Raw genomic sequence first — 14,526 nt, 5'->3', positions numbered from 1 at the left:
AGCCTGAAGCTGTTTGTTTTACTATAAATGTCTCATTAACAGGTAAATAGCTGCCTATCTATCCGGTCCTTCTGCCGGAAATGATGTCGCATATGCATTTCCATAAATTGCACCCATTCAGCGGCACTGAAAAACAACAATCCCGGATGCAGGGATTTTCCTTTTGACTTTAAAAGCTGTTGATTTCCAGCTGATTGATTCACTTCTGCTTTGATTGACAACAAGGCCTGTTTTAGCTCCTCTTTGCTTTGAGGCTGTCTGATGGGTGTATTTGTAGCCGGTCCTTCGATCTGGATTTCAGGGAAGCTGTTATGCAGGAACATTTGTCTGGCGTTGGGATGCATGTCTTCGTGTTTATTATGCACATCAGACAGCGCCAGTTTCATTTGTCCGACCTGATACTGTGTATCGTCGATAATGTGGATATATACCTGTCCCAATGACCAGCTACCCGGTAAGGGTTGTTGGTGTAACATCTCAATAGTGTAGTCGTCGAGGTAGTTTAACCAGCTCGTAATGGTATGATTAAATTGCTTCAGAATATCAGCAGGATCAAGCGTTTGCATAATGTGGATTTTTTTAATAGCTCAAGTCGTCCCGAATTTATATATTTATCCCTCCATAAACTCTATTGTAAGCCTCATTTTTTGAAATTCTAATTTAAGATATCTTATGGGACTAGATTGGCGTCCGTTGGGTAAACCTAAACCTGAATGTAAAGAGAGGTTTGATCAGCTTTTTCGTATACTCAATGGAACTGACCCTATACCTGTAATTCCCGGCACGAAGAAGCGATATTCAAGAGAAGCATTGAAAGAAGAGTGGTTTGAGATACAGATACCTTCTTATGAAACCATCAAAGCGCCCATGGTAGGAAGAGATCCGGAAGCAGACGCGTGGGTAAAAGCACAATATGATGCAAGTGATAAATCTGACAGCCTGGAATTCTGGTATCAGCATTATAAAGGTTATTATGTGATTGAGCTGGCGAAAGAGACAGACGGTGTACCTGTGTATATATCTGAGATACAGGATGAGAATGTGTTCAGAGGGAAATTTGTCACAACATTCTGTGAGGAGCTGATAGGAAAACAGTTATATGAGGCTGCGTGGGAAACTCATCTGGCAGAGAGTACGGTGCAGTATGGCGAACAGCTGCTGGAAGTGGCAGATAAACTCGCAACAAAACATGAGCTGCTGTATCTGAAGGATCAGCATTTACCACCGGATATAGAAGTAGGCTCATTGCCAAGTCAAGTTCATATACTGTATGCTGCTGCCCGTTGGTTGATCTTCTACGGAAAAAATGGTCATGGCTTTGAAGCTGATCATTGATCAAAGATGTAATTGTGCTATCCAGACGGTAGCATCACCACATTGAGGATCATTTTCTTTGTATTCAATTATCTGAAAATTGTTTTCTTCTAATAATGTCCGGTACTGATCATAGTTGAGCGACGCATGAAATAGATTTTCACCGCCATTTATGCCCCACGCTTCACCGTATTCGGTACCGGATGTGAATATCAGTATTCCTTTATCGTGTAAATGATCTTTAAAGATCTGGAACATGACTGGTTGATCTGTCGCAGGAAGATGAAAGAAACTATGCCAGGCGATGATAGCGTTGAATTTCCTTTTCAGGCATAGTGTGCGCATATCGGCTTGTATCAATACAGCCGATGGCAGGTTTTGTTTGGCGATCTCTAGTATACGATGACTGGCATCTACGCCCGTCACCTTCAGCCCCTGACTCATCAGATAGTGCATCATCGGCTTGCCGGTTCCACAGCCAAGGTCGAGTATCTCAGCGTCTTTTCCTGCCAGTTGAATCAACTTATCCAGATATGCTTTCTCCGTCAATGCCTGCGGACGGTTGGCCGCAAACCAGTCCGCGATAATGTTGTATATCTTAAAGACATCTTTCTTCTCTTCCATGCAACAAAGGTAAAGCTGTTCCGCCAATATCACCTCCAACCGGTAACCAGTAAACCCTTAGCCGCTTTTTCACTACACTTCTGATATTTTGAATAAGCTCTTGCTGCACTGTTTCTTACATTTTCTGCTGATTCATTCCTGATGTAACTGCTCAACGCATCATGTAAAGTATAGGCTTCCGGAGACATTAAGCCGGTCGTCCAGACAAGCGGACGTGCCAGTGTAGGGGCCAGATGAGGGGTGAAATAGTCCCTGCTGATACAGGCTAATATAATGGCATCTCTGCGGATGCTGTCTGCATTGATAAAACGTTCCTGCAGATCGAAATCCATCAGTCCATCATGGCCGATGTAAGCCAGTAATCTGGCATTGCCATTAGTGCCCAATATTTTCTCCTTTAGCTGTATCGTGTCTTTTACACGTCCGGCGCAACTGTTTAGAAAGTCAATGGTGCATTGTTTGATGTATCTTCCATCGTAAGCATCTGCGATCAGGTAATAAGGTGCCTGCACATGCCGGAAGATCAGACGTTCCGGTCTGAGATTGTCCATCCTGTATTTCTTAACTAATGTCCATTCCTTGCTGTTTTTAAAATACGTGCGGACACCATTACCACAACCCCAATACAAGTTTTTATCCGGATCCTGCCCATTGCCGATTGCTTTGGGTACGGGGACAATGCCCTGGTTGTCATTGTCGCATAGGGCGACGAAGACGTGGATGTATTGGTAGGAGGAGTCGAAGGGGATATTGTGGGCAGGAAGGGGGATTTTAATGGCTGCTGTGTGCTTTTGGGAGCTACTTGCCTGGCAGGCGGTGAAGAGCAGGGAGAAGAGGAGTAATTTGTTCAAGGGGCTTGGTTTTTATAGAGATGCAGGGGGAGGGGAATTCCATAACAGGTATCAGATTTACTATCTTAAATAAGTCTTCACTATCAGGAATGTCCGGAAATTATTTGTATTGAATAGTATTCAATTTAATGTAGTCCCAAATTAATCGCTCTTTTAAATTTACCAGCCTGTAAAAAATGGTCTCTGGTGATAAATTGTTCTTCCCTTATTGTTGATTAACAAGCAGCGATAGGTGAATTTTTTTATCTTGCACCAGCCCGATAAGAAGGGGAGACTATGTTTGAGACAGACGATTTATCATTCAGAAGACCCCGTGATCTGCCTGTTCAGGAGCTACTGGATGGAGAATACATCCGTGTTGTCAGATTACATAAAGATATTAATCCTCTTTCCGTCATTCCTCATCGTCATGATCACTATGAACTGATGCTGGTTACAGCGGGTACAGGAACACATGCGATCAACTTCAAAACATTCGATATACAGCCAGATCGTCTGTTCTTTATACATCCCGGACAGGTTCACCTGATTGCACCTTTCGACCGTGATGGCTGGCTGATTATGTTTGGAGAAGAACTATTCAAAAGATTTCTTAAAATTCATCCCCACGAGGACGGAAGGGGCTTACTGGATGCCTATGCGTCCACACCTTTTATCGATCTGAATGCAGAGCTGTCAGTAGTGACGGGCTTTATTATAGAACAACTTCGTATCGGAGTAGCCGATACGAACCCGGATGTGGATATCATAATGCATTATGTTTCTTTATTACTCCTGCAATATAATCAGCAACACAATCAGCAACATCCTCTTCCGCAGACCAGCCTTGCACAGCGTGAATTATTACACAGGCTGAAACAACTAATAGAGCGCAATTTCCGGCAGCAGCATCAGGCGGCATTTTACGCAACGTATCTGAGAAATGATATCAAAAAACTGAACAACATCTGCCGTGCATCCACAGGACTCACTGTGTTTGAATTGCTACAGGAACGTCTGGTGACGGAAAGTAAGATTCTGCTACAGACATCAGTGCAATCAATCAAAGAAATAAGTTATGCCCTGGGGTTCAACGATCCTGCTTTTTTCGGTCGTTTCTTTAAGAAGCATACGGGCCTGACACCTGCCGCCTTCCGGCAAAGCCGATCGATATAGGCCATAAATCACCCGAAAAGTACCAGAATCGGGCTGCAGGTCAATCTACTTTTGTGGCATGTCAGAACAAAGAAAAGTTTTAAAGGCCATTTTGTGGGGCATTACTGCGTCCCTGTTTTTATCTTCCACATTCATTATCAATAGTCTGATTTCAGGCACTGGTGGGCATTGGGCGTGGACAGCTGCGTTACGCAGTCTGTTTCTTATTCCTATCCTTGGAGTAGTAGTATTGCTGGCAGGGCAGCTAAAAGCAACCCTGTCTGCCATCAGACAAGCGCCGGTTACTTTCCTGAAATGGGGTATTATCGGCTTCGGTTGTCTATATACATTGTTAGCGGTAGCTTCCTTATGGTCACCCGGCTGGATGGTCGCTGCCACCTTTCAGATCAATATTCTGGCAGGTATTTTACTCGCTCCTCTTATTTATCCTGATCACCGGAAGGTGATACCTAAGAAGGCATTAATTATCTCTGTGGTAATATTATCAGGAGTGTTTATCATGCAGCTGGAAAAACTCACAGAATTGCATTCCCTGAGGAATACCATTTTAAGCATTTTAACAGTGATAGCCGGGGCAATCGTGTGGCCATTGGGTAATCGTAGGTTAATGGTGGATCTTGAGCAAAAAGGGCTTCATCTAAACGCTTTACAACGTGTGCTGGGAATGAGTATCGGTTGCCTGCCTTTATTGGTCATATTGAGCATAACAGGCTTTGTTAAAAGCGGCCCGCCGACATTGCTGCAATGTGAGTCGTCTTTTTTATCTGCTTTGTTTTCAGGGTTCCTCGGTGGGGTAGGCTTTTATCAGGCTACACAGATCGTCAGCAGGAATACAGTAGCACTTGCGGCAATAGAGGCGACACAGGCGTTTGAAATATTGTTTACTCTGATTGGAGAGATCGTATTGAAGGGTGCCCAATTTCCGGGAGGGTATGCGCAGGTCGGATTTTGTGTGGTGTTGGTGGGGATTAGTGTGCATTTCCGGAATACATGGAAACAGGCGGGATATCAACCGGCGCCTATTGAAAAGACCTCCTGAATGCAACAGGCGAAAGACTGGTTTTTATCTTAAACAGTTTACTGAATGACTGCGGATGTTCAAATCCTAATTGATACGCAATTTCACTGACTGAAAGTGTAGTTGTTGATAACTGCTCTTTTGCTTTTTCAATCAATTTCTGGTGAATATGCTGCTGCGTATTCAGTCCCGTTAACGTTTTAAGCATACTGCTCAGATAGTCAGGAGAAACATGTAAGGCTTCGGCAACACTGGACACAGTTGGTAATCCTGTTTCTTCATCCAGATATCTTTGTAGTATATGTTCCAGTTTGTCTAACAACTGATGATTAGATATCCGTCGTGTTAAAAATTGTCTCCTGTAAAACCGTTCGGAATAATTGAACAAAGACTCCAGGTGCGAAATAATAATATTATGGCTAAGCGGGTCAATATTTCCATAATATTCCTGCTCAATATTGGTGATAATTTGTCTGATGGTGATTTCTTCTTTTTCTGAGAGAAATAAAGCTTCATTTACTGCATAGTCAAAAAACTCATATTGCCTGATCTTTTTTGCCAGCGGAGTATTCCACAGAAAGTCAGGGTGCAGCAGCAGAAGCCATCCGGAGGGGTGTCCTTCGATAGGTCCTTCCATCTCAAATCCGAGCAATTGGCCCGGACCAGTAAATGATAAAATGCCCTCATCAAAATCATACGCTTCCTGTCCATACCTGATCTTGATATTGCCAGCAAATCCCTTTTTCAGCGCGATCATATAGAAATCGGTCACTACCAGTTTAGGCCCCCGGGGAATTTCTGTGAGACTGCCGATATCAATCACACTGATCAGCGGATGCTGCGTTTTAGGCAGTCCTCTTAGGTGCAAAAACTCAGCAATTGTTTTTACTCTGTAGGCTTGCATACTCAAATGTACTTCTTTGCAAATTCCTTGACAAAATCCGTCAGTTTCACCTTTCCTAACGCTGGTCTGTGACGGTCATATTGTGCGAGTATTGTACCATCATGAATGGCAGCCTGCATTTTCACAAGATCTTTGGCCAGCCCTTCTGGTAGTCCTGCCATCTTATATCCCTGTAACATCTGTTTGTCAGAAATTCTGATCCACTTCATCCATGGTTTTCCTATAGCTGTACCAAAAATAGTAGCAGCTTCATTACAAGTGAGATCATCACTGCCTACATATCTAACATTGAGACCGCTGACAGGCGCCTCAAACGCTTCAACTGCTGCTGCCGCAATATCCTCCGGAGCGACGAGGATGATCCTGTCTTCAGCACCATAATTTCCTATCAGCAGACCTCTTCTTCCAAATAATGCCCTGATACCATAGGCCCTTAAGCCCATGACAAAGCCCATCATCCCCTTTCCGCGCATCATATCCATCATCTGATAGAAATTGGTGTAGAAGATGGCAGGGCGTAGATCAGAAATCGCTACACCTTCCAATGCTTTAAACACATCAGTCAGACTATGCCCTGCTATTTCAGCGGCCCATCCTGTCAGAAACACAGCTCGTCTGATACCATGTTGACGGATTGCCTGTACGTAATTACTAACAATCTGCTTCATGTGCATATCCTGATCTGCCACTGAAAAATCGAAAGGAACCATACAATAAACGGCTTCTGCTCCTGTAAATGCCGTATTTACAAACGAGGCGTCTGTGAGCGACCCAATAGCCGCTTTTGCACCTAATTGTTCAATTTCCTGTTGTTTTCCCGGATTACTGCTAATAACGGTCACGGAATGACCTTTCGTTATTAACGCGATACTAAGCGGTCTGCTGATGTTCCCCAGAGAACCTGTGATAACTATTTTCATGGACCAAAGGTACCTGTAGGGGAGTGGAGGGACTTAATCAAATCCCGCGGGTTTGTAGCCGTTTCCTCGGAGTTGTGAGTTATATATACAGTCCTTTGTTATTTTTATTGGGTTCCAGCAGGTCCCACTGGTTGCCATAGAGGTCTTCAAAAACGGCTACCATCCCATATGGTTCTTGTTTTGGTGGTCTGATAAAATGAACCTGTCGTGCGACCATGGTGTTGTAATCGCGCCAGAAATCATCAGTAAATAGAAACAGGAATACCCGTCCACCGGTTTGGTTACCGATACTTGAGGCTTGTTGCTCGTTGGCTGCTTTAGCCAGTAACAAACTACATTCCCTGGCGCCGGGAGGCGCTACTATTACCCATCTTTTTCCATCACCCTGTGGAGTGTCTTCAATAAGGGTAAAACCTAGCTTTTCCGTGTAAAATTGAATGGCTTCGTCATACTCTTTTACTACTAAGGCAATGTGGGCTATTCGCTGTTGCATAACTGCTATTTCTTTTATAGGTGATGCCGGATTAAGACAGGTTTACACTTAAAATCAGAATGCGGTGTTGAACTTTTATGCTGAAGTACTTATTCCAATCTCGTCGTTTTGGGTCCTTATTTTCTAAAATAGGTTTATGTACGGGCTTTGGTCGTGTAGGGTTGGAAAGCAAAAAACCGCTGCAAGTTACTTGTAGCGGTTTCTTTGTTGCCTGACCTGGATTCGAACCAAGACAAACAGAGTCAGAGTCTGTCGTACTACCGTTATACTATCAGGCAAGGTAGTCTTTGTTTCCCTCTTTCGCTTTGCGTGTTTGGGATGGCAAAATTATGCAAATCTTCATAACTTCCAAAAAAATCTATAAAAAATTTATAAATCGTTGAAAATGAAAAAAGTAGTTCCGCACAGGCGAAACTACTTTCTATTGGAAATCGGAGATTGATTGTCTTATTTGTAAGTGGCTGCCAGTTCCAGTGCTTTGTAAGCATTTACCACACCACCTGTACGACACAGTTCAGTCATCTGCACAGATGTAGGCTGATCTTCCACCATGATAGTCACCGGATGCTCAACTTTTACCACAGATTTCAGGATGATGTCTTTTACCTGTACTGCACTCAGCTTTGGATAATAGGAGCGGATCAGGGCTGCCAGACCTGCTACAACAGGCGCTGCCATACTCGTACCATCATGATATTCGTAGTGAGATCCCGGAGTAGAAGAGTAGATACCAACACCCGGAGCAAAAACATCCACGTTTACTTTACCATAGTTGGAGAATGGTGCAGCAAGTGTTTCATTGTCTTCCGGACCAGAAGCACCTACTTCGATCCATGCAGTTGCGGTGTCACCATTCTGGTATACACGGCTTGGATAGTTAGGCGTAACGTCATTGTTCTCTGCATCGTTACCAGCTGCATGTACCAGCAGCACGTCTTTGGAGATCGCATACTTTACTGCTTCATCTACCACGTCCTTATTAGGAGAGTATGCTTTACCAAAGCTCATATTGATCACCTTAGCGCCATTATCTGTCGCATAACGGATCGCGTTAGCCACGTCTTTGTCTCTTTCATCACCGTTAGGTACAGCTCTTACTGACATAATACGAACATTGTCAGCGATACCGTCTATACCCATATTGTTATTTCTGCCGGCACCGATGATGCCTGCTACGTGAGTACCATGATCTGCATCCGGACCGGTAGCATCACCGGAACCATAATATCTTTCAGTAGCATTGCTGTAGTCGTCGCCAACAATCGCACGTGGATCGTAGTTCAGGTTCAGCGAGTAATCTACCTGCTCTTTATAGTGTTTTACAGCAGCGTCCAGTTCTGTTGTCCTGAAGGTTTTGAAATCAGGATAGCGATCCAGTTGCGCGGAGATCACCTGTTTGATCTGTGCTTCTGCCGGATTCTGTGGCGTATAAGCCTGTAATTCTGCAGCTGTCGGATTGCTATTACCCAATTTCACCAGCATAGTATCCAGCATCTCTACAAAGCGGCTGATACCTACCAGTGTCTGCTGTGCTTCTGATAACTTCAGGTCATATTTATTCTTCAGTTGCTTGTACTTGTACAGTCCGGCGGTATCTTTCGGCACACTGTTCAGACTGCCGAATTGTTTCTGCTGCTGGCGGACCATACGGGTCAGCTCCAGATTGTCAAAGTCGACATTCCCTTTTGGAGAACCGATGAAGTTCCATCCATAAATATCGTCAGCATAGTGGTTTTTATCGTCATCCTTGCCATTTCCTCTTTTCTCTTTACTATTGATCCAGAGGATGCTTTTCAGGTCTTCGTGCGTAGTATCTATACCACTGTCGATTACAGCAACAACTACTGTTTTTGACTTCTTGCCTTTCAGTAACTCTGAATAAGCTTTTTCAGCACTGATACCGAATACTGAATCTTTCTGAAGGTCCATGCTCTGCCAGTTATGTTTCTGTGCATCCGCAACGAATCCTGACAATAATAATGTGGCAATGACTGCCGCTGGCTTACAAATATTCATGTGATAAAAATTCATTGATCAGCTGTAGTCCTATTCTATGTTTGACTAGCTGGGGTTGGTTTATTGAATTGTGTGTTATTAAATGCTACATCCTATCCTGCGTGCTCTGACTCATGCTCTTGACGGAATTACTGTTGCGCAAGGTAAAGTTTTAATGGCATTGAAAAATGTTAAAAGTTGGCAGGCGGTCGCAGATTTATTCAATTGGATTAACTGAAAAACCTATGAACGGCGTGTTATAGTGTTAATATTGTATTGAAATGGAGGCCTTTGCAGTATATTTCAATGCACATCCTGCTGGAAACTGGAAGGCCGCTTGTTGGTCAGCTGATAGAAAACCTTGCTAAAAGCAGCAATACTACTATAGCCTGTCTGATAAGCGATCTCACTTAATGTCTGATTCGTTTGCAGGATCATTTCTATGCCTTTTACCACTCTTAAGGTCTGCAGATATTGCACGAAAGACATATCCAGAATGTTGGTGAAAAGCCGCGATAAAGTACGCGGACTTAAATCAAACTGACTGCTGACGCTCTCCAGTGTCAGCTGTTGATCGAAGCTTTGTGCAATATATTGTAACACCGGACGTAAACGCTCATGCTGCGTGGTCGGTAATGCAACTGGTAATGCCGTTGTACTGATGTCAGGTAAAATATCCTTGATCGAACTGAGAAAACGAAACCCCGGTTCGCCCGGTAATACATGCCTTTCCCAACGGGCAGAATAGTTGATCATTTCCAGTAACAGATCATTTACCGGATAAATGCCCAGTTTATTGTAAAAAGGAGTGAGGTGGTCGTCCTGACTATAGAAATAAAGGTTTCTGGTAGTGGTAGACTTGGAATGCCTGATCTGCATATAATGTTCCTGTTGTTTTGGAATCCATATATAATGGCGTGCAGGTATTACATAAGATTTGTCAGGCATGTTGCAAAATGCGATACCTCCCTCTACATAAGTCAGCTGTCCTTTTATATGAGAGTGCATCAAAAACTTCCGCTCTACTTTCTCATGCATCACATATACTGAGTCAGGATGTACATCTATTTCGTTCAGATAGTCTGCCAGTAAGTGCATAGCGTCAAATGGCTTGAATGGACAAATAATTGGCAATTTAGATAAAAGCGTTCATATCTCCTCACAGTACCTTTGCTTCAGAATAAAGATTATGTGTACTGATATAAGAAAGGTGGTGTTGATGCTACCTTTTATGTTTTTGACAATGTGCGTAACGGCACAACAACCTCATGACACTACCAAACCGTTACATTTAACGCTCGCGCAGATATGGGAACAGGCAGAACTAAACAACAAAAGGATAGCTATGTCCCGTTTGCACGTGGAAAGTAGTGAAGAAGCATTGAAAGATGCAAAGGCAGAACGCCTGCCTGAAATCAACGCTGCAGGCGCTTATGCGCGTGTTACAAATATGCCTGTCTACGAAGACGGTCTCTTTCATACACCAGATCAATTTCCCGTACTACACAACTTTTACAAGGTAGGAGGGGAAGCTTATTTTAACATCTATAATGGTAATAAGACGAATCTTGAAATAAAGAAGGGAGCAACGGAACATGCAATAGCAGAAGAACAAAAGAACCTGACCGTATCAGAAGTAAAATTCAATGCGGCAGTCTGTTACCTGGATCTGGCGCGCAGTTGCCGGTTTAAAGAACTGATAGCAAAGGATATTGAAGAACAGGAAAGGCAACTGGCCCACATTCAGGAATTACAGAAAAATGGTGTCGTACTGAAAAGCGACGTATTGAGAGCTAATCTGAAACTGTCCCGCCAGAAAATGGGTATGATTCAGATAGAAAATGACATCGCTATTGCAAGTCAGAAACTGGACTTAATGATCGGCATTGATGAACATGTACTGATTCAGCCTGATAGTACGATGACCGCAGATTTCGCTGTACCGGGTACTTATGATGATTACCTTGCAGCTGCCGCAGAACATGCACACGAATACAAGATATCTGAAGGAGAAACCGCATTGAGAGAACTGTCATTAAAACAGGTGAAAGCCAATGTATCTCCTAAGATCGGTTTGTTCGCAGAATACAATTGGTCGTATCCGCAGATCCAGTTTTATCCTTATGGTGATGCAGTGTACGGATTAGGTATGTATGGCGTGAAAGCCTCTTTTCCTATATCCTCCTTCTATCATAATAAACACAAAGAAAAAGCTGCAAAGCTGCAACTGGAAAGACAGGAAGTAGAGCATAAAGAAACAGGCGATGTCGTAAGACAACAGGTAAACGAAGCTTACCTGCGTTATAAAGAAGCTCTTACGCGTATCGATGTAGCAGAAACCAATATCAAACAGGCCACAGAGAACCTCAGGATTGTAAATAATACCTATTTCAATCAGCTCTCCCTCGTTACAGATCTTTTAGATGCAGATACACAAATGCTGCAGACAAAATTTGACCTGGTATCAGCCAATATCGCTGCCCGCGTCAGATATTACCAGTTACAAAAAGTTATAGGCAATTTATAAATTAGTATGACAGCTAAGAAGAACAACCATGCCCGGACAGACAGGTTAATTACCACCATCACAGGATGGGTGGCAGGTATTATCCTGATAGCGCTGGCTATATGGGGAATAAGCACATTATTCGAACTGCGTAAATATGAAGAAACAAATGACGCGCAGGTAGAAGAATATATCAACCCAATCACCGCAAGGGTGACCGGTTATATCAGCAGGATCAATTACGAAGAGAATCAGGATGTAAAGAAAGGTGATACCCTGCTTATCATTGATGACAGCGAATACCAGCTGCAACAACAGGAGGCTGACGCTGCCCTGTTGAATGCACAGGCACAGGTAGAAGTGTTGCAAAGTAATGTAACGACTACTGCAAAAAATGCTGATGCGACTCAGTCACAAATCGCCGCAGCCAAAGCAAAGCTCTGGAAACAACAACAAGAGTATGACCGTTATCAAAAGCTGTATGAGGCAGAATCCGCTACCAAACAACAGCTTGAAAATGTTGAGACAGCCCTGAATGTTGCAAAAGCAGACTATCAGACTGTTATTAACAACTATGATGCTGCGCTCTCAAAAATAAACGATATCAAATCTCAGAAAGCTGTATTAGCCGCCGAAATAGAGCGCAGACAGGCAATGCTCGGACGCAATAAGTTGGATGTGTCTTATACAATTATCCGTGCACCATATGATGGAAAGATGGGACGTCGTACCATTCAGGAAGGACAATTAATACAGGCCGGACAGACATTAGCGTTTATCGTAAATCAGGCTACCGGAAAATGGATCATCGCTAACTTCAAAGAAACACAGGTCAGTCATATGCACATCGGACAGACCGCCAATATCGAAATTGATGCCTTCCCGGGTAAAACCTTCAACGGCACAATAGAATCCTTATCACCCGCTACAGGTTCAAGGTTTTCACTATTACCTCCTGATAACTCCTCAGGCAACTTCGTGAAGATCGTACAACGTATACCCGTGCGTATAAAACTCACCAGCAACGTAACAGAAACTGCTTTACTACGTGCCGGTATGAATGCGACTGTAGCAATCAGTAAGAAAAATGGCTAATAATATTCCCATATTCAAACCATGGGCCTCTGAATGGCTGATCAGAATAGTGATATTCCTGAACCTGATGCCATCCATGCTGATGTTCGGTATCTCTACCGCAAGCGGCTCCAACGCCGCTGGTTACTATGGTATAGAACCAGCAGATGTACAATACTCCATGGTGTTGTTTTATGCATCTCTGGCCGGTTTCTTCGCATTGGAAAGAAGATTCTTCATCTATATTGCCAGTAAAGAATACCTGCTGATAGGCGTTATTATACAGATTGTCACCTCTTACGGATGTTTTATTACCCGCGACCTGTATGTACTGCTACCGTTACGTTTCATTCAGGGAATGGCGAACTGTATCACCACCAGCGTGTGTATCACCCTTGTATTCAGCCGGCTGAGAACAAACCGCGCACGTGAGGTAGGCTACTCACTGTTTTATGGTGTATTGCTCGGTATCACAGCTTTTACCACATTGGTAACAGCACCTATCATAGATGCTTTTGATTTCAATGTGCTGTACAAGTGGATGATCTTTACCTATATCCCCGGTGCTATATTACTTGTTATCATCATGAACAGAATACGCCTGAACAGGAAAATACCCTTGTATCAGCTGGACTGGGCCAGTTATGTGGTATATACCACAATGCTTTGTTTAATTGGTTACATCTTTTTATACGGACAGCAATATTACTGGCTACAGGATGAAAGGATTATGGCCGCAGGTATTGCTGTAGTGGCATTACTGGTGATCCACATTATCAGACAACGGTCTTTAAAAGACCTTATCTCAGTCTGGAAGTATTCCGTTATCGTAACTATGTTATCGGCGTCAGTCTTATCACAATACTGTATGTGTGCAGAGGCGCATTCAATATCACTACAAACTACTTTATAACAGTCCTCGGACTGGATCCGAGACACCTGTCCTATATATTACTGGCGAATATTGGTGGTATAATATTGGGTGTACTCTATTCCTCCAGATGGATATTGATGAAACGTTCCGTAAGATGGATCTGGATGGCCGGATTCTCACTGCTGCTGATATTTCATTTATGGATGCATACCCTGTTTGCCACGCAGGCCGATGTGCCCACATTTATCATCCCATTGATATTACAAGGTATAGGCGTAGGACTGCTAATGGCGCCGATGATCATCTATACCATTTCGTCAGTGCCTGCACATCTGGGAGGTACTGCTTCTGCTACAGGGGTACTATTCCGTTTTACAGGATTCTGTATCTCTATTGCGCTGATCAATTACTTTCAACTGTTTTCCAGAAAAGTTCACTACAACCGCTTTCTGGACCTGGTCACTTCGCTGGATCCCCTGGTGACAGCCAAACTGGTAAACTACAAAACAGCTGTTGCTGCAAAAGGGATTCCGGCCGATCAGGCAACAAAGATTGCCAACGGACTACTATATCGCTCCGCCGATATACAGGCACAGATAAGATATTCTATGGACTATTACTATCTGATCAGCTGCGCATTGGTAGTGATCATACTGATGATTGCCTTTGTGCCTTATCTGAATAGAACGGTCATCAATCTCAGGAATAATCAACCGGCACCGGCATCTTATTAGATAAGGTGAGGATTGATATAATATAGGTTAGCTGTCAATGTGTATATATAGAGGGAAAGAAGCG

Annotated in this window: 15 protein-coding genes and 1 tRNA gene; 7 read left to right on the top strand and 9 right to left on the bottom strand. The window is 43.4% G+C overall.

Translation table 11 applies throughout. From position 1 onward, the window contains the following. Positions 1–35: 35 nt before the first annotated feature. Positions 36–566 carry a DinB family protein gene (locus FEF09_RS06690; protein ID WP_146304405.1) on the bottom strand — a complete coding sequence of 177 codons (531 nt, stop codon included), beginning with the start codon at positions 564–566 and terminating at the stop codon, positions 36–38. A 106-nt stretch (positions 567–672) separates the two neighbouring features. Here FEF09_RS06690 and FEF09_RS06685 point away from each other — a divergent pair, with 106 nt between their 5' ends. Continuing rightward, positions 673–1,335, top strand: a complete 663-nt coding sequence (locus FEF09_RS06685) for a hypothetical protein (protein WP_146304404.1) — start codon at positions 673–675, stop codon at positions 1,333–1,335. Here FEF09_RS06685 and FEF09_RS06680 read toward each other — a convergent pair whose 3' ends face one another. Further along, positions 1,336–1,938 (bottom strand): class I SAM-dependent DNA methyltransferase, encoded by a 603-nt coding sequence (locus tag FEF09_RS06680; protein WP_146304403.1) that lies wholly within the window; start codon positions 1,936–1,938, stop codon positions 1,336–1,338. 29 nt (positions 1,939–1,967) lie between these two features. Beyond that, positions 1,968–2,789: a hypothetical protein gene (locus FEF09_RS06675; protein WP_186774225.1), complete on the bottom strand. Its 822-nt coding sequence runs from the start codon at positions 2,787–2,789 to the stop codon at positions 1,968–1,970. Between the two features lie 276 nt (positions 2,790–3,065). On the opposite strand from FEF09_RS06675, the gene FEF09_RS06670 reads away from it, so the two are divergent. Both FEF09_RS06670 and FEF09_RS06665 read left to right on the top strand, forming a co-directional pair. Beyond that, positions 3,066–3,944: a helix-turn-helix domain-containing protein gene (locus tag FEF09_RS06670; RefSeq protein ID WP_146304402.1), complete on the top strand. Its 879-nt coding sequence runs from the start codon at positions 3,066–3,068 to the stop codon at positions 3,942–3,944. Between the two features lie 58 nt (positions 3,945–4,002). Then, the gene (locus tag FEF09_RS06665) at positions 4,003–4,983 is read left to right on the top strand and encodes a multidrug resistance efflux transporter family protein (RefSeq protein ID WP_146304401.1); all 981 of its coding nucleotides are present in this window, start codon (positions 4,003–4,005) and stop codon (positions 4,981–4,983) included. On the opposite strand, the gene FEF09_RS06660 is transcribed toward FEF09_RS06665, so the two are convergent. From FEF09_RS06660 to FEF09_RS06635, 6 genes are all read right to left on the bottom strand, one after another. Beyond that, positions 4,964–5,866, bottom strand: coding sequence for a helix-turn-helix domain-containing protein (locus tag FEF09_RS06660; RefSeq protein ID WP_146304400.1), 903 nt, complete (start codon positions 5,864–5,866; stop codon positions 4,964–4,966). The two genes, FEF09_RS06665 and FEF09_RS06660, sit on opposite strands and share 20 nt — an antisense overlap. Positions 5,867–5,868: 2 nt before the next feature. Further along, positions 5,869–6,786: an NAD(P)H-binding protein gene (locus FEF09_RS06655; protein WP_146304399.1), complete on the bottom strand. Its 918-nt coding sequence runs from the start codon at positions 6,784–6,786 to the stop codon at positions 5,869–5,871. A gap of 79 nt (positions 6,787–6,865) precedes the next feature. Continuing rightward, a complete protein-coding gene (locus FEF09_RS06650; RefSeq protein ID WP_146304398.1) occupies positions 6,866–7,279 on the bottom strand; it encodes a VOC family protein in 414 nt (137 codons plus the stop codon). Between the two features lie 207 nt (positions 7,280–7,486). Further along, positions 7,487–7,557: transfer RNA gene (locus FEF09_RS06645), tRNA-Gln, on the bottom strand. Between the two features lie 169 nt (positions 7,558–7,726). Further along, positions 7,727–9,295, bottom strand: a complete 1,569-nt coding sequence (locus tag FEF09_RS06640; protein ID WP_261387371.1) for a S8 family peptidase — start codon at positions 9,293–9,295, stop codon at positions 7,727–7,729. Positions 9,296–9,577: 282 nt separating this feature from the next. After that, positions 9,578–10,372 carry an AraC family transcriptional regulator gene (locus FEF09_RS06635; RefSeq protein WP_146304396.1) on the bottom strand — a complete coding sequence of 265 codons (795 nt, stop codon included), beginning with the start codon at positions 10,370–10,372 and terminating at the stop codon, positions 9,578–9,580. Between the two features lie 91 nt (positions 10,373–10,463). Here FEF09_RS06635 and FEF09_RS06630 point away from each other — a divergent pair, with 91 nt between their 5' ends. From FEF09_RS06630 to FEF09_RS32765, 4 genes are read left to right on the top strand one after another with little or no spacing between them, the layout of a single operon-like run. Continuing rightward, entirely contained in the window at positions 10,464–11,801 is a 1,338-nt protein-coding gene (locus FEF09_RS06630) for a TolC family protein (protein WP_261387370.1), read from the top strand. 6 nt (positions 11,802–11,807) lie between these two features. Continuing rightward, positions 11,808–12,875 (top strand): HlyD family secretion protein, encoded by a 1,068-nt coding sequence (locus FEF09_RS06625; protein WP_146304395.1) that lies wholly within the window; start codon positions 11,808–11,810, stop codon positions 12,873–12,875. Continuing rightward, a complete protein-coding gene (locus FEF09_RS32770) occupies positions 12,868–13,767 on the top strand; it encodes a hypothetical protein (RefSeq protein ID WP_261387369.1) in 900 nt (299 codons plus the stop codon). The genes FEF09_RS06625 and FEF09_RS32770 overlap by 8 nt, the downstream gene beginning before the upstream one ends. Further along, positions 13,725–14,462 (top strand): hypothetical protein, encoded by a 738-nt coding sequence (locus FEF09_RS32765; RefSeq protein ID WP_261387368.1) that lies wholly within the window; start codon positions 13,725–13,727, stop codon positions 14,460–14,462. Before FEF09_RS32770 ends, FEF09_RS32765 begins: the two co-directional genes overlap by 43 nt. Positions 14,463–14,526 lie beyond the last annotated feature (64 nt).

The sequence above is a fragment of the Chitinophaga pinensis genome, from assembly GCF_007896845.1.
Classification (GTDB): Bacteria; Bacteroidota; Bacteroidia; order Chitinophagales; family Chitinophagaceae; genus Chitinophaga; species Chitinophaga pinensis_C.
Note: the sequence above shows the minus strand (reverse complement) of the source record. Positions and strands in the feature narration are given on the sequence as shown.

Coding starts and splice junctions, on each gene's coding strand:
- FEF09_RS06690 (WP_146304405.1), bottom strand. CDS start 566: ATGCAAACGCTTGATCCTGCTGATATTCTGAAGCAATTTAATCATACC.
- FEF09_RS06685 (WP_146304404.1), top strand. CDS start 673: ATGGGACTAGATTGGCGTCCGTTGGGTAAACCTAAACCTGAATGTAAA.
- FEF09_RS06680 (WP_146304403.1), bottom strand. CDS start 1,938: ATGGAAGAGAAGAAAGATGTCTTTAAGATATACAACATTATCGCGGAC.
- FEF09_RS06670 (WP_146304402.1), top strand. CDS start 3,066: ATGTTTGAGACAGACGATTTATCATTCAGAAGACCCCGTGATCTGCCT.
- FEF09_RS06665 (WP_146304401.1), top strand. CDS start 4,003: ATGTCAGAACAAAGAAAAGTTTTAAAGGCCATTTTGTGGGGCATTACT.
- FEF09_RS06660 (WP_146304400.1), bottom strand. CDS start 5,866: ATGCAAGCCTACAGAGTAAAAACAATTGCTGAGTTTTTGCACCTAAGA.
- FEF09_RS06655 (WP_146304399.1), bottom strand. CDS start 6,786: ATGAAAATAGTTATCACAGGTTCTCTGGGGAACATCAGCAGACCGCTT.
- FEF09_RS06650 (WP_146304398.1), bottom strand. CDS start 7,279: ATGCAACAGCGAATAGCCCACATTGCCTTAGTAGTAAAAGAGTATGAC.
- FEF09_RS06640 (WP_261387371.1), bottom strand. CDS start 9,295: ATGAATATTTGTAAGCCAGCGGCAGTCATTGCCACATTATTATTGTCA.
- FEF09_RS06635 (WP_146304396.1), bottom strand. CDS start 10,372: ATGCACTTACTGGCAGACTATCTGAACGAAATAGATGTACATCCTGAC.
- FEF09_RS06630 (WP_261387370.1), top strand. CDS start 10,464: ATGTGTACTGATATAAGAAAGGTGGTGTTGATGCTACCTTTTATGTTT.
- FEF09_RS06625 (WP_146304395.1), top strand. CDS start 11,808: ATGACAGCTAAGAAGAACAACCATGCCCGGACAGACAGGTTAATTACC.
- FEF09_RS32770 (WP_261387369.1), top strand. CDS start 12,868: ATGGCTAATAATATTCCCATATTCAAACCATGGGCCTCTGAATGGCTG.